This is a genomic window from Aquimarina addita, from assembly GCF_039539305.1.
Taxonomy (GTDB): Bacteria; Bacteroidota; Bacteroidia; order Flavobacteriales; family Flavobacteriaceae; genus Aquimarina; species Aquimarina addita.
The window spans coordinates 1-18,004 of record NZ_BAABCW010000032.1; the positions used below are offsets into that span (position 1 = coordinate 1).

16 protein-coding genes are annotated in these 18,004 nt (G+C 32.0%); 10 read left to right on the forward strand and 6 right to left on the reverse strand.

Annotation, left to right across the window (positions count from 1 at the left end; translation table 11 throughout):
* Positions 1-148 precede the first annotated feature (148 nt).
* Together darG and darT are read right to left on the reverse strand one after the other, a co-directional pair.
* Positions 149-1,186, reverse strand: coding sequence for a type II toxin-antitoxin system antitoxin DNA ADP-ribosyl glycohydrolase DarG (darG, locus tag ABD816_RS21215; RefSeq protein ID WP_344930847.1), 1,038 nt, complete (start codon positions 1,184-1,186; stop codon positions 149-151).
* Between the two features lie 2 nt (positions 1,187-1,188).
* Positions 1,189-1,809, reverse strand: a complete 621-nt coding sequence (darT, locus tag ABD816_RS21220) for a type II toxin-antitoxin system toxin DNA ADP-ribosyl transferase DarT (protein WP_344930849.1) — start codon at positions 1,807-1,809, stop codon at positions 1,189-1,191.
* A 392-nt stretch (positions 1,810-2,201) separates the two neighbouring features.
* Here darT and ABD816_RS21225 point away from each other — a divergent pair, with 392 nt between their 5' ends.
* The 3 genes from ABD816_RS21225 (at position 2,202) to ABD816_RS21235 (ending at position 5,856) form a co-directional block, all read left to right on the forward strand.
* A complete protein-coding gene (locus tag ABD816_RS21225; protein ID WP_344930851.1) occupies positions 2,202-2,537 on the forward strand; it encodes a single-stranded DNA-binding protein in 336 nt (111 codons plus the stop codon).
* A gap of 182 nt (positions 2,538-2,719) precedes the next feature.
* Positions 2,720-3,340, forward strand: a complete 621-nt coding sequence (locus tag ABD816_RS21230) for an RNA polymerase sigma factor (RefSeq protein WP_344930853.1) — start codon at positions 2,720-2,722, stop codon at positions 3,338-3,340.
* 47 nt (positions 3,341-3,387) lie between these two features.
* Positions 3,388-5,856 carry a M48 family metalloprotease gene (locus tag ABD816_RS21235; RefSeq protein ID WP_344930855.1) on the forward strand — a complete coding sequence of 823 codons (2,469 nt, stop codon included), beginning with the start codon at positions 3,388-3,390 and terminating at the stop codon, positions 5,854-5,856.
* Positions 5,857-7,176: 1,320 nt separating this feature from the next.
* On the opposite strand, the gene ABD816_RS21240 is transcribed toward ABD816_RS21235, so the two are convergent.
* The 4 genes from ABD816_RS21240 to katG all read right to left on the reverse strand — a co-directional run bounded on the left by ABD816_RS21240 (position 7,177) and on the right by katG (position 11,851).
* Positions 7,177-7,653, reverse strand: a complete 477-nt coding sequence (locus ABD816_RS21240) for a DUF5946 family protein (RefSeq protein ID WP_344930856.1) — start codon at positions 7,651-7,653, stop codon at positions 7,177-7,179.
* Between the two features lie 203 nt (positions 7,654-7,856).
* A complete protein-coding gene (locus ABD816_RS21245) occupies positions 7,857-8,282 on the reverse strand; it encodes an SRPBCC family protein (protein ID WP_344930857.1) in 426 nt (141 codons plus the stop codon).
* 58 nt (positions 8,283-8,340) lie between these two features.
* Positions 8,341-8,910 carry a Crp/Fnr family transcriptional regulator gene (locus tag ABD816_RS21250; RefSeq protein ID WP_344930859.1) on the reverse strand — a complete coding sequence of 190 codons (570 nt, stop codon included), beginning with the start codon at positions 8,908-8,910 and terminating at the stop codon, positions 8,341-8,343.
* Positions 8,911-9,553: 643 nt separating this feature from the next.
* Positions 9,554-11,851 carry a catalase/peroxidase HPI gene (gene katG / locus ABD816_RS21255; protein WP_344930861.1) on the reverse strand — a complete coding sequence of 766 codons (2,298 nt, stop codon included), beginning with the start codon at positions 11,849-11,851 and terminating at the stop codon, positions 9,554-9,556.
* A gap of 416 nt (positions 11,852-12,267) precedes the next feature.
* Between katG and ABD816_RS21260 the strand changes: the two genes are divergently transcribed.
* The 7 genes from ABD816_RS21260 to ABD816_RS21290 all read left to right on the forward strand — a co-directional run bounded on the left by ABD816_RS21260 (position 12,268) and on the right by ABD816_RS21290 (position 17,978).
* Positions 12,268-12,744 carry a ferritin-like domain-containing protein gene (locus ABD816_RS21260; RefSeq protein ID WP_344930863.1) on the forward strand — a complete coding sequence of 159 codons (477 nt, stop codon included), beginning with the start codon at positions 12,268-12,270 and terminating at the stop codon, positions 12,742-12,744.
* Positions 12,745-12,793: 49 nt separating this feature from the next.
* The gene (locus ABD816_RS21265) at positions 12,794-13,327 is read left to right on the forward strand and encodes a lipid-binding SYLF domain-containing protein (protein ID WP_344930864.1); all 534 of its coding nucleotides are present in this window, start codon (positions 12,794-12,796) and stop codon (positions 13,325-13,327) included.
* 463 nt (positions 13,328-13,790) lie between these two features.
* Positions 13,791-14,267 carry a (2Fe-2S)-binding protein gene (locus ABD816_RS21270; RefSeq protein ID WP_344930865.1) on the forward strand — a complete coding sequence of 159 codons (477 nt, stop codon included), beginning with the start codon at positions 13,791-13,793 and terminating at the stop codon, positions 14,265-14,267.
* Complete coding sequence (locus ABD816_RS21275) at positions 14,260-15,279, forward strand: FAD binding domain-containing protein (protein WP_344930866.1); 1,020 nt, start codon at positions 14,260-14,262, stop codon at positions 15,277-15,279. Before ABD816_RS21270 ends, ABD816_RS21275 begins: the two co-directional genes overlap by 8 nt.
* Positions 15,280-15,282: 3 nt before the next feature.
* Positions 15,283-17,517 (forward strand): xanthine dehydrogenase family protein molybdopterin-binding subunit, encoded by a 2,235-nt coding sequence (locus tag ABD816_RS21280; protein WP_344930867.1) that lies wholly within the window; start codon positions 15,283-15,285, stop codon positions 17,515-17,517.
* Between the two features lie 2 nt (positions 17,518-17,519).
* Positions 17,520-17,801, forward strand: coding sequence for a DUF3253 domain-containing protein (locus ABD816_RS21285; RefSeq protein WP_344930868.1), 282 nt, complete (start codon positions 17,520-17,522; stop codon positions 17,799-17,801).
* Between the two features lie 48 nt (positions 17,802-17,849).
* Entirely contained in the window at positions 17,850-17,978 is a 129-nt protein-coding gene (locus ABD816_RS21290) for a hypothetical protein (RefSeq protein ID WP_344930870.1), read from the forward strand.
* Positions 17,979-18,004 lie beyond the last annotated feature (26 nt).

The following is an 18,004-nucleotide window of genomic DNA, read 5'->3' on the forward strand; positions in this document are numbered from 1 at the left end:
AATATTGACAACGCTTAATGGCGTTGCCAACATTCCAACACTATAAAATCATCATCATAATGAAATAAATAAAATAAAAAAATATCGTAAATTTAACCTAGGACTTGGGAAAGGGCTTTACATAGGACAAATTGTTACCATACGTTTTTTACACTAGTAGCTTAGATTTTTCGAGATGGTTGATTGAGATATCTATATATCTATCGTTTGAAAAAAGAGTTTTTTTCCTGTTGCTCCAATTATTAAGTTCGTTTTTAATGAATTCTTTATCAGAGTTTTTGTTTGAATGAGCTATATAATCAATAGTAGAAAGTAACTCTAAACCAAATGAGGAATAAAAACCATTAAGAAAAGAACTTGTATTTACAACAATTTCTTTCAATTCAGAGTCTTTGTTAATATAATCATTGACTTGTGACTCAGAATCTACAATTAAATCAAGCTCTTCAAAAGGCTTTTTATCTTTACCTCCATATCCCATTAAATAACTTCCGTTCAGATAATTAAGTACGTGTTTAACTTTACCAGAATATGGGCCATAAAAATTAGGTGAATATTCAAGATTGAAGTGTTTTTGACCGCCAAAACGTTGGAGAAAGTAACATAGTTTTTCACTAGCAAATTCAGACACAAATTCTCCATTTTTGACAAGTTCAAAAAGCATGTATAATAGCATTCCTCTTGCTGGAGTCAGTTTAACACGTTCTTTACTCAGGATTTCTTTAACTTTTGAGTTTGGTTCATAAACATGTATATCACAATCTTCGATGTGTTCAAGTTTTTCTTTTATTATACTCTTGACTTTACTCCATTGAAGCCCTCCATTACCACTCCCTAAAGGAGGAATAGCTATTGACTTTATTTTGTGTTCATTTATTATTTTAACCAAGTCGTTTAGACCTGATTCGATATATTCATATTCTGAAGGGGATTTCCAATGCTTTTTTGTTGGGAAATTGATTATTGTCTTTTCCCCTGTAATAGTATTTTGGTCTTTAATAACCAATAATTGCCCAATATTAAACTCTTTCTTATCACACAGTTCTTTATATTTTTTGAAATTATTTGGGAAGAGCTTTTTAAATTGTAAAGCAATACCTTTACCCATTACACCAACTGTGTTAACAGTGTTAACATATGCTTCCGCTTTACTCTCAAATAAATTTCCAACTATATATTTAATCATAACTAAAAGTAATAATTAGGTCTAACAACTATTTTTTTACTGTCAATGCCAAATTGAGAAACTTGTACTTTAGAATCTTCATTATAGGTTATAAAACCTAATAAAAGTTCAAAAGGGATGTCTTCCTCAACTAATAATTCCGCTTCTTTTTTTCTTTTAAAATCTAAATCGTCTTCTTTTTTCCAATATTTGGCGTTTGTTGCTTTAAAATCGACTTGATTTTCAATTTCTAATAAATCTTCAGGCGTGAAGAATTTGGTAAAACCATCTGTAGCATGTCCATCCGAATAAATAAAACTTAAAGAAGAATCCGATATTTTCTTTAAACTTGAAACACAATATACTATTTTGTCAGGGTTCAAAGCCTTGACCCCATTGAAACCATTTTGGATAACATAAAGCATAGGAGTTCTCAATCCAAAATAAAACGGCATATAATCCCCTAGTTTTTTTCCATTAGGAATCTTTAAACCATCTCGAGTACTTATCAAACTATTATCTCCAATAGCCTTGTAATCTTGATTCGCGTTATTAGAATCCTTATGTGTAATGCCATTTTGAATGATATGAGGAATATTCTCAATATGAGTCATTCTATAAACATACACCTTACTTAAATCCATTTTTCGAATCTATTCTTTAGGTTGGCAAGATACACATTTCATTTTTTTATTATTAGTTGTTGAAATATGATTTTTTGCAATGTATGCTAACACAAATATAAACGTAACAAACACATTTGTTCTAAAAACACACAAAAACTTTCCATTTACAATCGAATACACAAAACCTTAATAACCAATATTATATTCGTTTTTAAACGACTACAAACGATTACAACCGAAAACAAACGCTTCCTAACCGATTAGCATCTAACCCTCCTTTTATGTTTGCAGTATCCAATTAGAAAAGGAATTTATAACACTCCTATATCATATTGGATAGTTTACAAAATACGGAGCGTATGTCCGGTATAAAACAAAATATAAACTAGTAATCATTTAAATCAACACTCATGAACACATTAAAAAACAAAGTACAATTAATTGGAAATTTAGGACAGGAACCAGAAATCATTAACCTGGATTCTGGTAGAAAACTAGCCAAATTCTCTATTGCTACCAATGATTTTTACTATAACAAACAAGGAGACAAAATAGAAAACACTTTCTGGCATAATATCGTAGCTTGGGGTAAAACAGCAGAGATTATTGAAAAATATGTAAACAAGGGGCAAGAAATAGCTATCGAAGGAAAACTAACCAATCGTTCTTATGAAAATAAAGAAGGCGAAAAACGATACATCACAGAAGTAATCTGTAACGAAGTACTAATGCTAAGCAAACAATAAAATATATCAATTCTCAACACATCTACTCCCTTCCTTAAACGGAAGGGTTGAAGATGACTGCCACAAAAATACTCATCAAAATAAAAAATCTAATACTCCAATTCGTGAAGGTCTTCATCTGTATGACTACAACCTCCGTATCAAAAAAATCCTACTAACACATATACTAAAAACTATTGCCTATGAACAAAACAGATCAAAAAATTATAAAAGGAATCAGCATTGGAAACAAGCAAATTATTGAAGCTTTTTATAAAAGAAATTTTACACATATACAAAGATATGTTTTGCTTAACTCTGGTAACCTATTTGATGCAGAGGATGTGTTTCAGGATGCACTGCTATTGATATATCAAAAAATAACAACTGACACACTCGTTCTGAGTAATTCAATACACTCTTATTTTTATGGCATTTGCAAAAACGTTTGGAAAAATAGATTGCGAAGAAAAAAGAAAATCATTTTTGATACAACACTCATAGAAAATCATCAGTTGACAAACAATACGATCATCGATACCATAGAGCATCAGGAAAAAGAACACCTGTATAGAAAACATTTTATGAAGTTAAGCACTACAAATAAAAAAGTTTTATCGTATTATTTTAATGGAAAAAGCATGAAAGAAATTGCCAAAATAAGCGGATATTCAGAAGGATATGCGAGAAAAAAGAAATTTGACGCTAAAAAACAACTCTTACAAATGATCAGTAAAGATCCCCTATATGATGAGTTATCAATTACTACAATATCAAACACAACATTGCAATCAAAGAAAAAATTTTTTCATTCTTACACATAAAAAATGGTTGAGTTTAGTATTTTTAAATATTCAAAAATCAAATCTTAATGCGAAATTTCTTTAAAAGTAACAAGGAAGCACCTGTTAATGATATAGCTTCTTATAAAATATCAATCCCTAAAAAATTTGATATTAACCAACTATATGAGTATTTAGAAATTTTCTTACAAGAGCATAAAAAAAAAGAATACTATATTCAATCTGAGAACGATGAATTAACTATCCATTACGATATTAGTATAGACGTAAAAAAACAGAAAAAGACCTATACCTCTTATGAGATTGTTAACAAAGGAAATCAGTTGATTGTAGAGTGTAATAAGGTTACCTTGGCAACTGATACTCAAGAAAAATCCATAGTACCTGTAGATCTATATAGCAAAAAACAACAAATAGTTGAAACAATAGTAGCGTTTACTAATAATACGTGGGATACTGGTTTATTTTTACCAATGTTTGAAAATAAAATAGAGTTTATTGCTGCTCTTTCGGCTTTAGAAAAAAACTTTCTATTGTCTCAATTAGATACAGATGCTATATATCTGGCTTGCTTAGGAATTACCAATCTTAAAACTGAATTACTGGAGGTTCTTAAAAATCATACTTATTATTTTATTCTTACCTCAACAAAGAATATACTTTTTGGAACAGATGGCCAACATTTCATCTGGACCGATATTACAGGACATCACATTGATTTTAAGGAAAAAATCGGAAAAGACTCAATTACCAGCAGCCAATTTTCCTTTGATACAGAATTATTTAATGACTGGCTTTTTGCGTATTCAGAACCACTTTTTAACCAAATTTCAAATAAAAGGATAGAAAAATATGGAGACATTCTTTTTGATAAATATGATACGAAAGAAGAACATCTTCAACTAATCGAAAAAATATACACCTATCAAATTGATGAACAAGATCAATTGAGAAGAACTATCAAATCCCAGTTGGTTCATCAATTTACCAAAAAGAAATGCGATAAAAAATTAGTAACACCGCCCGCTTTTAAAAATTACATGTATAGTGAACCACTTTTTGGTAACATTATATATCAAATTATGTCAGATTGGGACATTAGTGAAGTGGAGCAATATAATTTATTAGAATTATTACTGGAAGGAAATGATAATTTTAAATTAAAATATCTGGATGTATTTTATGACGCCGCAATTGTAGGATTGTATGATAAAAAGGGAACATCTAAAAACATTGAACCTTACAGAATAAAACATTTACAATACCTAAAAGATACAAAGCAGTATAAAAAAGCAATTCCTTTTTATGAATTTACACTGGAAAATCTGGATGATGATAGTATTTTAGAACTCATTTCTGATACCGAAACTAATATTTTAAATGGAGAAGATTGCCATCCCTTACGCATACAACTTTTAGAAGATTTGTCAGAAATTAAGACAACAGTCAACCAATCTAACGCTAAGGAATTATTAGAATTGGCTCAATTACAACCTCTCGTACTGAATCGACTTACTCAGCTAGTCGCTGCTGGAATACATACAGAAAAGGCAAATAACGTTCTTTCATTATTCATGGAAGATGCGTTCCAAAAGCAAGAAGATACTGAGGAAAGTGATCGAGTAGCTACCGTCTATACAAAAGACGAACTTTTTAATACCGTAGTTCCGGATTGCTTTAATAAAGCTGATGGTTTTATGAATTCATTTACAAGTCTGATTGCTAAAGTAACTCCACCAGATTATGGACAAGTGACTATGTATTCAGAAAAACTATCTCTTACTAACTATCCGGAAGCGTTTAGCATTCTGGAAAAATTGGTAGCGCAGTTACAGCTATCCCAACCTGAATGTTATATTGGTAATGGCGATTTCTCCAGAGGTATCATTGGTGTAGAAGGTACCCCTAATTTTTTAATCTTAGGCAAGGATCACTTACAACCTGAAAGCCCTTACTATTTTAGCACCAATGAATTAACTTTTAATCTTGCATTAGAATTGACTCATATACTTTTTGGACATACACGAGTTACATCAAAAGATGTATGGAGAGGAGCAAAAAGTAAAGGGATGGATCTTGCAGGGGCGCTTTTAATTGCACTTCCTGTAGTAAGTACAGTAGGTAACTATGCTAGTAAATTTGTCAATATAACCAAGTATACTAACGTATTAACCGGAATCGACAAAGTAGCAAACGTGGTAGAAAGAGGACAAACTGCCGTAGAATATGGTGAAAAAATAACCGATAAATTCACAAACAATAAAAAGGAAAGCGAACTATTGGCTACCTCACGGCTTATGGAAATATCAGCAGATCGTGTAGGCTTACTCTTAACCAATAATATCAAGGGTTGTATGAGTGTATTACTTAAAACAAGTGACGATTTTGTATTAGTCAAGGACAAAATTAATAAAGAAGGTTTGTATAAACATCTCGAACAAAAAAATGATAAAGGTGAATTTATTCATCAGGAATTGATCATACGTATTAAAACTTTATGTAGTTTCTATCTTACACAAGATAAAAAGATCAGCTGATTTATTTTATATCAAGCTCGAATAGTTTACATATTTAGCTACCTATAATCCGACAATAAAAAACGGCAGTTTCCAGTGAAAAAACAAAAATGAACATTTTAAAAACATACTCTTATGAAGAGTAGGTATTCCTATTTAAGTTATCTAAGAATCTTCAGAAAATGACAAACTTGTTAGACTAATTCAGAAATTTAAACATTATTTACAAAACACTTGACCGTTTTACATACCTATTACCAGAATTCAACAGCACGCATATGATAACCCCTGTCCTGTTTCAATATTTCATAGGTGATTATATTTTATGAGTAATCCCTATTTCTAATGAGTCTATTGCACTACTAAATATTTTTTTTTCAAAAAAACGTAACATTTCCCCTGCTTATGCAATTAAGAGTATAACATACATACTCACATTAATTAGGCTTACATTGAAAAACTCCTATATTCACATTGTAAATAAACTGTTACAGAAACATACGATTCATATAGATATTAATGAATTAATTTTTCAAATACGAAACCACCCTTCATATCCATATCAACCTGCCATTACCGGTATTTTGACACACTTTAATATTGATCACTTAGTGCTACAGGTGCCGGTAGATAAAAACACTTTATTTCTATTTGCTAAAAATATTATCGCACTAACAAAGAAAATAAACAACTACAAGAAATTCTGTGAAACGTAAAATTCAGGATATATGATTTTTATGTTTAGAACAATATTCTTTGAGAAGAATAGACATAAATAGTGAGTGTCTTTAAATGTTCACTAACATCTAATTTATAAATGTTTTACATTATGAAAAATTTATAAAACCTAGGTAAAGTTTTATCTAAAACAGAACAGAAAACAATTAACGGAGGGTTAAGACTTATCGATTCTTGCTTTTTAGAATGTGGACCTACTGAAGGAACAAAGTCAAGCAACGGTTTTTGCTATTGCTTCTAAAATAATGAGGTCGTCAAAAAAATATTTTTTTGACGACCTGTTATGTTCAGATCGAAGGAATATAAGTAAAGGTATATAAATAATACCCACTTAACGAAGGTATGCCTACTCTAAAAAAGAGTTTGGACTGTATTTTTTTTCTTAGAAAAGTTTCTCTAGATCTAAGCATCGTTTTTTTTAACCAGGCTATATAAAAATGACTTTTATTCACTATAAGTATTACAATGTTGGATAATGAAATATTATAACCTTACTTGAGGTTAAAGTAATAGCTTCTTAAAATCATATAATAACCAATTGAATTTTTATTTCTTATCTAAAAATCCTTTTGCAATCTCATCTACGAGATGATGGTAATGGCTCTAAGTATCATATACATCTAAAGCCCATTTTCTTATCAAATCTTTACACACAGTTTTGTCTTTTGACTTCTCATTAATATCTGCTGTCGTAATATTACCTCTTTTAAAAACTTTAGGTAGAATTAGATACTCATTTTGTCTATCCGACTTATAATCATTAAGGTATTCGCTATGCTTTGGAGAGTGTTGATAAGTCCAGTTAGTATCATATTTAAAAATTAAATGAAGCCTCGTAAGGTGAAAGTGATTATTCCACCTGCCATGAATTTCAGGATGTTGTAATGTATGCGAATCTACAATCAAAAAACGATATATGTGATTGTCAATATTAGAAAAATCAATATGCTGAATTTCAAAATTGAAAATTTCTAAGCATTCATGAATTCCTCTTGGTGTATTTGCACCACAAAATTGGCACTTCCCCTTGTCTAAAAGTATAACTCCATTCTTTTCTGCTAAGTCAATATAATCTTGCATCGTCTTTCTACTTGGTATAACAATAAAAATATACAGTTAGGTTGAAAAATAACATATTATTTTTCAGATAAAGATAGAGTCGATCTTTGTTGTTTAGTTTTATTCTTTCTAATTTAAATACCAGATTTTATAAATAACAAACCTTTAAAAAATTTACTAATCTTTAAGTATACCCAAATCATTTAATATTTTTATCTATCATATTATTTTACGTTTTCTGCACGTAGTTTCAATTCCATATTCATCATTTCAAATCCTTTTCTGGTATTTTTATCCAAGCTCCTGGCAAACAGTTTCACTAAAATTCCGTTAAAAATTTCACTCTGCTCAAAATTGGTAGTTCCATCTCCATTATCAATCAGCTTAAATGTATGTTCTCCGTCAAATAGTCCTTTAAACCAAAGATGACCAAGCCATTTTAATTCAGAATTTTGATGGAAAGCTATTACAGTTGGTTTAAAAGTCATTCCTTTTAATTTTATTGTAATTTGATTACCAACCTCTACATTTCCAATAACTGATTTTATAAAAGAATTCCATTCAGAATAATACTCAAAATCTGTTAGTATTTCCCATATTCTTTCTTTACTGGAGTTGATTACAATAGATGTTTTAATTTCTTTTGTCATAATAATTAATTTATTAGACAAAGTTCAGCTCAAATCAAGCTTTTGCTCTTGATAAAAATCAAGAATTTCTTTTATTTCTTATTCGACTAAAAGTTTCAGGTGACATTCCTAACATTGATGCGATATATTGTAACGGTACTTGGTTAAAAATTTCTTTATTATCTTCAAAAAATTTATCGTATCGCTCTTTTGAGCTTAAAGATAAATGATTAAAAACTCTATCTTCTAATTGAATGAAGCAGCTAGCAATAAATTGTTTTTCTATTTCAGCCCAATTTGGAACTACATTGTTCAAAAGCGCATAATTCTCTTTATTGATTGTATATAATGTGCAGTCTGTTAACGCTTGAATATTCCATCTTGCTCTCTGTTTAAAAGTAAAACTGTATAAATCTGTGATGAAATAGCCTTGAGTAGAAATCCATTGGGTAATTTCTTTTCCTTTAGCGTTTGCAAAAACTCTAATAAAACCACTTCTCACAAAACTGAGTTTCTCGCAGTACTGACCTGATTTTATAAAATATTCTCCTTTTTTGAGTTCAGATTCTGTAAACAAAGATGTTATCTTACCTATATGCTGATTAGTTATTCCAAAATAAGAAGTAATATATTGTTGTAATTCAGTCAATTTCTTAATTTTTAAAAAAATCAAATATAATGGATAATGATATGATATCGCTATGAGACTGTAAGAGATGTGAAAAGTACGAGAATTCATATATAATTAGTAATAAATTCTATTAGTACATATTCATTTTTATAAGACCCTGCTAATACCTCACCTTTTACCAATACAAATTCTTAGAATTTATGTATAGAACAATAAATGAAAAGACTAAAAACAAAAAAGAGCGTCTCCACGCTCTTTTTCTTCACACAAATCATCTTAATTTAGGGGCTTAATCTAAAATTAAAACTCAACTTTTAAAGACTCTTATTCTTGGGGAAAAATAAAAGTCACTAACTAATTTTTCACTTTGTAAAGATAATGCAATTTTTAGTACCCACAAGCTTTTTGCGCTTTTTATCGTTAAAAATTTTATTTTTAACATATTTAAATTAAAATTAATGCAAAAAAAGTAGTCTTTTTCCTTCTTTTTAGTAAAAATATTCAGTTTTTCTAATTATCACTATACTTCTTTAACACGACAGTGCAGAAAGCTTCGGAAAACAAAAAAGAGTGCGGATGCACTCTTTTTCTATAAATACTGATTACAAACGTATAGCAAATATTGTTCACAAATAAATTTATTGATGAACTAATAATATCCTTATTCTTGCCTAACATCATAACGGTCTAACATCATCACTTTATCCCAAGCAGCAATAAAATCATGAACAAAGCGCTGATGACCATCATCAGCTGCATAAATCTCAGCGATATTACGTAATTGAGCATTAGAACCAAAGATTAAATCACATCGTGTAGCGGTAAATCTGGTATTCCCACTTCTACGGTCATTGATATTAAAATGCATTTCGTTTGTATCTTGAGGTATCCATTCATAATCCATACTAGTCAAAACACGAAAGTAATCATTAGATAAATGTCCTGGGTTATCCGTAAAAACACCGTGTTTAGAATAATCATAGTTTTGATCTAACACACGGAGCCCACCTACTAGCACAGTCCATTCTGGTGCAGTCAATGATAATAATTGAGCTCTATCCAGAAAAATGCGTTCAGGTGGCACGCGATACCCTACTTTATCATTATGATAATTTTTAAACCCATCGGATACAGGTTTAAGCCACTCAAAACTTTCTATATCCGTTAGTTCTTGAGTCGTATCAGTACGACCGGGAGTAAAAGGAACTTTTACTTCAATCCCAGTATGGCGAGCAGCCTTCTCTATAGCAACACATCCACCCAAAACTATTAAATCAGCTAATGAAACTTTCTTATTTTCGGTTTGTTCATTATTAAAATCAGTTTGAATGCCTTTCAACGTTTCAAGTACTGTGTTGAGTTCTTTTGGTCTATTAATATCCCAGGTATTTTGAGGTTCTAAACCAATACGAGCACCATTTGCGCCACCACGCTTATCAGAATGACGATAGATTGAGGCAGCAGACCAAGCAGCAGACACTAAAGCAGATATCGTAAGTTTGCTATTAGAAATGTTTTCTTTTAACAAGTCTATATCAGCATTATTAATCAAATCATAGTTTCTAACCGGTATCGGGTCTTGCCAAAGCATATCTTCTTCAGGAACCTCAGGTCCTAAATATCGATCCTTAGGTCCCATATCACGATGCGTTAATTTATACCAAGCTTTTGAAAAAGCAGTCGTAAAGTAATCAAAATCATCCATGAATTTCTCACATACTTTACGGTATGCAGGATCTACTTTTAATGCAATATCCGATGTCATCATCATTAGACTATTCATTTTTCCCTCTACATGTGCATCCGGAGTCTTTGGTGCTTCTGGGTCTATTGGTGTCCATTGAATTGCTCCAGCAGGACTCTCTATTTTTTTCCATTCAAATTTAAATAGATTTTCAAGATATTTATTATCCCATTGTGTCGGATTGGGAGTCCAAGATCCCTCAATTCCATTAGTCATAGTATCTGCTCCATTACCTGTACCTACGGGGTTGTGCCAACCAAAACCCTGCGCTCGTATTGGAGCTGCTTCAGGAGCGGCACCTATCTTATCGGCCGGAACCATCCCATGACTTTTGCCAAAAGCATGCCCTCCTGCAATTAAAGCTACTGTCTCTTCATCATCCATAGCCATTCGTTTAAAAGACTCCCTAATATTCCTCGCAGAATCTTCTGGATCACCATTTCCACCCGGTCCTTCAGGATTCACATAGATTAATGCTTGATGGGTGGCTGCTAATGGATTTTCTAAATCGTGATACTCTTCTTTGGGGCCTCCCACCCAGCGTAAATTTTCATTTACCATCTCATCAGGATGTCCTTTATAATTACCCGTAGTTTGAGATTCATCAAAAGATTTTCCATTCCAGAACTCTGGCCCCCAATAAGTACTTCGATCAGGTTCCCAAGCATCACGTCGGCCGCCTGCAAAACCAAAGGTTGGAAAATTCATAATCTCTAATGCGCAATTACCTGTCAAAACGATGAGATCAGCCCAGGAAATATGTGTACCATACTTCTTTTTGATCGGCCATAGTAATCTGCGAGATTTATCTGTATTACCATTATCCCACCAGGAATTGATGGGTGCAAAACGCTGCATTGCCTGCCCTGCGCCGCCTCTACCATCAGCAATACGATAGGTTCCTGCAGAATGCCAAGCCATTCTAATCATCTGTGGTCCGTAATTATTATAATCAGCAGGCCACCAATCTTTAGAATCTACCAACAATTCTTTAATATCCCGCTTCAGTGACTCAAAATCAAGTGCATTAAACTTTTCATTATAATTTTCTTTATATATAGGATTTGCTGCTGGCTGTTCTTGATGAAGTAATTCTACCTGAAGGCGATTGGGCCACCAATCATCTGTCTGAGGAGGGGTTCCAATAGCGCCCCCAATACGAGTCCCTCTAAACGGGCAGGTATCTAAACCTTCAATATTGCTTAATGTTTTCATATAAAATAATTTGTGGATTAACTAAACTGAAAATAAAATATCTGTGAATAAAATTTCAGGCCTTACTTATTAATAGTTTGAATTTATTCTATCATAACTTTTAATATCGAAGCTAGCAATTCATTTACATCATCTTGTGCTCTATTGAGAAGATTTTTTGCTATGCAAGAAGATCTGCAATTTTCTAACACAATATACACTATATATAGGAAATAAAAGTTGTTTAATCCTTACTTAATAATTACACTAACAAATTAAAAATTGATGAAAATTAACAAGTTATGTTTGAATTTTACGTCATTCTACAACCTAACGACTTTTTTTATGAATACCGTTATTTTTTTTATCATTTGAGGAAATTCAGACAACATGTATCTCTTAATTTTGTGAATATATTAATCATAAAACAACAAATCATGAATACAACAACAAGAGAAGATGTAAAGATGGAGTCTCATAAAAATTTGGTAAATGTTTTACAAGGCCTGTTAGAAAAGAATTATGACGCCGAAGAAGGATTTAAAAAAGTAATGATAGAAACAGATCATGCTGGACTTACTTCATTTTTACAGTTGAGAGCAAGAGAACGAAGCCAGTTTGCTACTGAATTAACGGATAAGATTATTTCTCTTAATGAAGAGCCTATAAAATCTGGTAGCTTTAGCGGGACTTTACACAGAGCATGGATCAGTATTAAAACTACCATATCTGGTGATAAAAATGAAGCTATATTAGAAGAATGTATCAATGGTGAAAAGGAAATTCTTGCTGAATATGATAAAGCCTTAGAAAACAATTATTTTACTGAAGATGTTAAAAATATGCTTTTAAATCAAAGAGAATCTATTAATAAAGTACTAAACACGGTTAAAAAACTTGAAGATTTAATCTAAAAATTTAGTGCAAGTTTCACATTTAAAAAACAACATTAAAAAATACGATATGAAAATTATAAAAGGAATAATGCTAGTAACCTTATTGTTTATGACTTCAGCAGCTATTTCTCAAAGCGAAGATGATCAAAAGGTTATTAATGATGCTGAAAAAGCAAAAACATCACTATTAAAGTTAAAAGTTGGACTGAACGACTTTTTTGACACATCAGCTGGATATGTAATATTTCCAAATGTAGGAAAAGGTGGTTTTATTATTGGAGGTGCCTCTGGAAACGGTGCAGTTTATGAAAATGGAGTTTTAGTTGGTATGGCTAATCTCAAAAAATTAAATATAGGTTTACAGGCAGGCGGGCAATTGGTTACTGAAGTTATATTTTTTGAAACTGAAGAAGATCTCAATGAGTTTAAATCAGACGAATATGAATTTTCTGCAGAGGCTTCGGCTATAGCATTAAAGTCTGGTGTTGCTGTAAATGCAAAATATGATGATGGTGTAGCGGTGTTTGCCATGCCAAAAGAAGGGCTTATGGTTGACGCATCAGTAGGAGGACAAAAATTTAAATATGTACCACTACAGTAAAATAAGATATAATGATTTATAACTTTTAAGACAAAAAATTTATTTATAAGAGTTCAAGTTATATATATAGTATTCATAATTTTGAAAATGTAATTATTAATAAAATACCAATATGTATCGCTCATTGATTAGATAGATATATGTTTCCCACATAAAAGATATTTTATTCGTATTACTTTCTATAAATGAGGCTGTCTGAAAAGACGGTCTCTTTTTTTGTTTAAATTTACAACACTTCCAATTTTGAGACAGTTATTTAAAATTTAACTCTATGATCATTTAAAACCTCTAGCAATTTCCTTCTTTAGAGTTAATATAAAATTTGAAAAGAACCTGTTAAACCTATTAATTAAAATAGATTGCATTACAGAAAACATTAATTATTTGTAATTATAGCCCTATAATTATATAATAACAATTTGGGACACTTTTTATAAATGAATAAAAAAGTATTAAAATTGACATGAATCATAAAAGCAAGATTACCTTAAATATCAACCAAAAGAAATATATCCTAGAGCTTTTACCTTGGGTAACGTTATTGGATACACTAAGAGATCACTTAGATCTTACAGGTACAAAAAAAGGATGTGATCATGGGCAATGCGGAGCTTGCACAGTGCTTTGTGATGGAAAACGTATTTTGAGTTGTCTTACCTTATCTGTAATGAAAGACAACTCTATGATCACTACGATTGAAGGAGTTGCACAAGGAGAAAAACTACATCCTTTACAAAAAGAATTTATAGAGATGGATGCTTTTCAATGTGGATACTGCACTCCTGGACAAATTTGTAGTGCGCTTGGAATGATTGATGAAAATCGTGCATATACCTTAGAAGAAGTAAAGGAATCCATGAGTGGAAATCTATGCCGTTGTGGCGCTAATTCTAACATAATTGATGCTATTATGAATTACAAAAATCAAGATCATGAATAGTTTTGGATATAAAAAAGCTGCATCGATAGAAGATACTCTAGAGATTAAATATCAAAATAAAACTTCTTCTTTTATTGCTGGAGGAACAAATCTTCTAGATCTCTGGAAATATAACTTGCAAAATCCTTCTGAGCTTATTGACTTAAACGGACTAGAAGATTTAAAAAGAATTAGTCGCCAACAAAATGGGACTATAAGACTAGGAGCATTAGCTACTAATGCTTATACAGCATATCATCCGGAGATAGAAAATTATTACCCAATACTTTCTAGAGCTATTTTGTCTGGTGCCTCTGCTCAGATAAGAAATAGCGCTACCAATGGAGGAAATTTATTGCAGAAAACACGTTGTTACTATTTTTACGATATGGCTTCTCCATGTAATAAAAGAAATCCAGGCTCTGGCTGCCCTGCAATTGAAGGCAAGAATCGGATGCATGCAATTTTAGGGCATAGTAAACAATGTATTGCAGTCTTTCCCTCTGACATGTGTATTGCGCTCGCCGCACTAGAAGCCAAAGTAGAAGTATTTAGTACTACTGGAACACGAATTATTAATTTTGATGATTTTCACAGGTTACCTGGTGATCAACCAGAATTAGATAACACATTAAAATCAGATGAATTAATTACAGCAATTATACTCCCTCAAAGAGGCTTTTCTACTAATTATTCGTATTTAAAATTAAGGGATAGAAACTCTTACGCTTTCGCATTAGTAAGTGTAGCTACTTGTTTAGAACTTGAGAATAAAAAGATCAAAGAGATTAATATTGCACTGGGAGGTGTTTCTCATAAGCCTTGGCGAAATAAACAAGCAGAAGCTTCACTTATAGGAGAATTACCAACGAAAGAAAATTTTGAGAAGATTGCATCTCTATTATTAAAAGAAGCAAAAGGTTTTGAATATAATAAATTTAAAATTGAATTAGCTAAAAGAGCTATCGTACGAAATTGTTTAATGGCTCTTGATCCGTCTTCACAAAGACCAGGTGCACAACCATCTTTATAAAAAATGATAAAAAGCAGACAAATAGGAGCCTCAGTAAATCGGTTAGAAGGACAACTAAAAGTAACGGGTAAAGCTACATATGCAGGAGAATATAATGAAAAGGAACTAGTACATGGATACATTATAAACAGTACAATACCAAAGGGTAAAATGATCGCTATCGATGAAACTGCTGCTAGAAAAGTCGATGGAGTTATTGAAATATTTACTTATAAAAATCGTCCAAGATTACCTTGGTTTGATATTATGTATGCAGATATGGATGCACCGCCTGGTTCACCGTTTAAACCTTTGTTAGATAATAACATCAAATATAACGGTCAACCAATTGCACTAGTAGTTGCTGATTCATTCGAGACGGCTAGATTTGCTGCTTCATTGGTCAACATAGTATACGAGGAAACCACATCCAGTACTAATTTAAAAGAAAACCTGGCACATGCTAAAAATCCAAAAAAGGGGTTAGCAACTTTAATAAAACCACTACCGCCAAAACCAAAAGGAGATTTTGAAAAGGCCTTTATAGAATCTGAAGTAACTTCATCTCAAGAGTTTTATCACAGTGCAGAACATCATAATCCAATAGAACTTTTTGCGACCACTACCATTTATGAAGGAGATGGTAAACTAACGGTATATGATAAAACACAAGGAACCAGTAATTGTCAAATTTATATAGCAAATGTTTTTGGACTTCGTTACTCCAATGTTCAGGTTATATCTCCTTTTGTAGGTGGAGGTTTTGGATCAGGACTAAGACCTCAATATCAATTGTTTCTATGTGTTATGGCATCTTTAGAATTAAAAATGAACGTAAGGGTTTCTATGGATCGGAAGCAAATGTTCACCTTTGGTCATCGACCACAGACGCTACAAACTGTTAATTTTGGAGCTGATGCTACAGGTAAGCTTACAGCATTATCACATAAAGCTATAGCAGAAACCTCGCGTTTTGAAGACTATACAGAGGTTGTTGTCAATTGGGGTAATATGCTGTATCCGGTAAAAAACACCCTATTAGATTATCAATTGGTACCGTTAGACCTGTATACTCCATTGGATATGAGAGCACCAGGAGGTAGTACTGGACTACATGCCATAGAAACTGCTATGGATGAACTAGCTTACAAACTAAAAATTGATCCCTTAGAATTTAGACTTATTAATTATGCTGAGAGAGATGATAGTAGTGATAAGCCATTTTCTAGCAAAGAATTAAAAGAGTGTTATCTACAAGGTGCTAAAAAATTTGGTTGGGATGAAAGAAACCCTGCGGTTAGAGATACCAGAAGAGGTAATCGCTTAGTGGGGCAAGGAATGAGTTCTGGTATTTGGGATGTCATAGCGTTACCTGCAAAGGCTTCTGCAAAACTTACCAAAAAAGGAAACTTAATTATAAAAAGTGCTGTTACTGACATTGGCACAGGTACCTATACTATAATGAGTCAAATTGCTGCGGATGAATTAGGGGTAGATGTCAACGATATTATTTTTAGATATGGAGATAGTAAAATGCCTCTTTCACCGATCCAGGGTGGTTCTTATACCACTGGCGTTGTTGGGTCGGCAATTAAAGCAGCGTGTATTGCTCTAAAGAAAAAATTATTTAAGAAAGCTAAACTAATTCCTCAATCTCCTTTTATTAGTATAAGACTGAAAGAAGTAATTTTTGAAAATAAACGGATCGTTCTTAAAAAGAATCCTTCCGTATTTACAAATTTTGATGAAATCTTACATAATTATCGCAAACCTATCAAAGTTTCAAAAAGCAATATCCCCAATGTTCTTACCCTAAAAAAATACACCAGAGCCGCCCATAGTGCAGCTTTTGTGGAGGTAGAAGTGGATGAGCAATTAGGAACTATTAATGTAACAAGAGCTGTAACTGCGGTTGCTGCAGGTACAATAATTAATCCTAAAACTGCTAGAAGTCAAATATTAGGAGGAATGACATGGGGCATTAGTAAAGCCCTAAGAGAAGAGTCTTTATTAGATACTAATCTAGGAAAATTTATAAATGCTAATCTAGGTGAGTATCATATCCCTGTACATGCAGATATACACGAGCTGGATGTTATATTCGTAGAAGAAAAGGATGAAATCATTAATGAGTTAGGAAGTAAAGGAATCGGTGAAATTGGTCTTGCGTCTATGGCTCCGGCAATTGCCAATGCCATTTTTCATGCTACTGGTAAACGCATCAATAATTTCCCAATTCATTTTGATGAATTACTGTAATAATGAAGAAAGATTTTCAAAAAGAGCATCTTAAGTTTGCCCTGCATAGAGGATTGAATAAAACCTATTGTCCATCTGAAGTTGCACGATCATTATGCGGTCTGTCTTGGAGAAAATACATGAAGATAACCAGAGAAATAGCGGATAACCTTGTTAGGGAAGGTAAATTAGAGGTATTCCAAAAAAACGTAAAGCAACAAGCTTTACCATCACGTTTAAAAGGACCTATTCGTTTACGAATTTCACCCGTATACTATAAAAATTTAAATCAAGAACATACTTGATCTTACTAAAAGATAATTAAGCCATAAAATTTAATAAAAAATAAATAAATGAAAAAAATACTAAGAGGATTAATCGCAGGATGGGGAGCTAAAAAAATAAGTAAAGGCAGATTTGGGTGTATCGGAACTATAGTAGTCTTTATTATACTCTTCTGGTTATTAGGCTATGTTTTCTAGACACCAGTATGCGCCGAAAAACTCAG

Bases quoted from the DNA above. Each gene is read 5' to 3' on its own strand.
- darG (WP_344930847.1), bottom strand. From the start codon at position 1,186: ATGATTAAATATATAGTTGGAAATTTATTTGAGAGTAAAGCGGAAGCA.
- darT (WP_344930849.1), bottom strand. From the start codon at position 1,809: ATGGATTTAAGTAAGGTGTATGTTTATAGAATGACTCATATTGAGAAT.
- ABD816_RS21225 (WP_344930851.1), top strand. From the start codon at position 2,202: ATGAACACATTAAAAAACAAAGTACAATTAATTGGAAATTTAGGACAG.
- ABD816_RS21230 (WP_344930853.1), top strand. From the start codon at position 2,720: ATGAACAAAACAGATCAAAAAATTATAAAAGGAATCAGCATTGGAAAC.
- ABD816_RS21235 (WP_344930855.1), top strand. From the start codon at position 3,388: ATGCGAAATTTCTTTAAAAGTAACAAGGAAGCACCTGTTAATGATATA.
- ABD816_RS21240 (WP_344930856.1), bottom strand. From the start codon at position 7,653: ATGCAAGATTATATTGACTTAGCAGAAAAGAATGGAGTTATACTTTTA.
- ABD816_RS21245 (WP_344930857.1), bottom strand. From the start codon at position 8,282: ATGACAAAAGAAATTAAAACATCTATTGTAATCAACTCCAGTAAAGAA.
- katG (WP_344930861.1), bottom strand. From the start codon at position 11,851: ATGAAAACATTAAGCAATATTGAAGGTTTAGATACCTGCCCGTTTAGA.
- ABD816_RS21260 (WP_344930863.1), top strand. From the start codon at position 12,268: ATGAATACAACAACAAGAGAAGATGTAAAGATGGAGTCTCATAAAAAT.
- ABD816_RS21265 (WP_344930864.1), top strand. From the start codon at position 12,794: ATGAAAATTATAAAAGGAATAATGCTAGTAACCTTATTGTTTATGACT.
- ABD816_RS21270 (WP_344930865.1), top strand. From the start codon at position 13,791: ATGAATCATAAAAGCAAGATTACCTTAAATATCAACCAAAAGAAATAT.
- ABD816_RS21275 (WP_344930866.1), top strand. From the start codon at position 14,260: ATGAATAGTTTTGGATATAAAAAAGCTGCATCGATAGAAGATACTCTA.
- ABD816_RS21280 (WP_344930867.1), top strand. From the start codon at position 15,283: ATGATAAAAAGCAGACAAATAGGAGCCTCAGTAAATCGGTTAGAAGGA.
- ABD816_RS21285 (WP_344930868.1), top strand. From the start codon at position 17,520: ATGAAGAAAGATTTTCAAAAAGAGCATCTTAAGTTTGCCCTGCATAGA.
- ABD816_RS21290 (WP_344930870.1), top strand. From the start codon at position 17,850: ATGAAAAAAATACTAAGAGGATTAATCGCAGGATGGGGAGCTAAAAAA.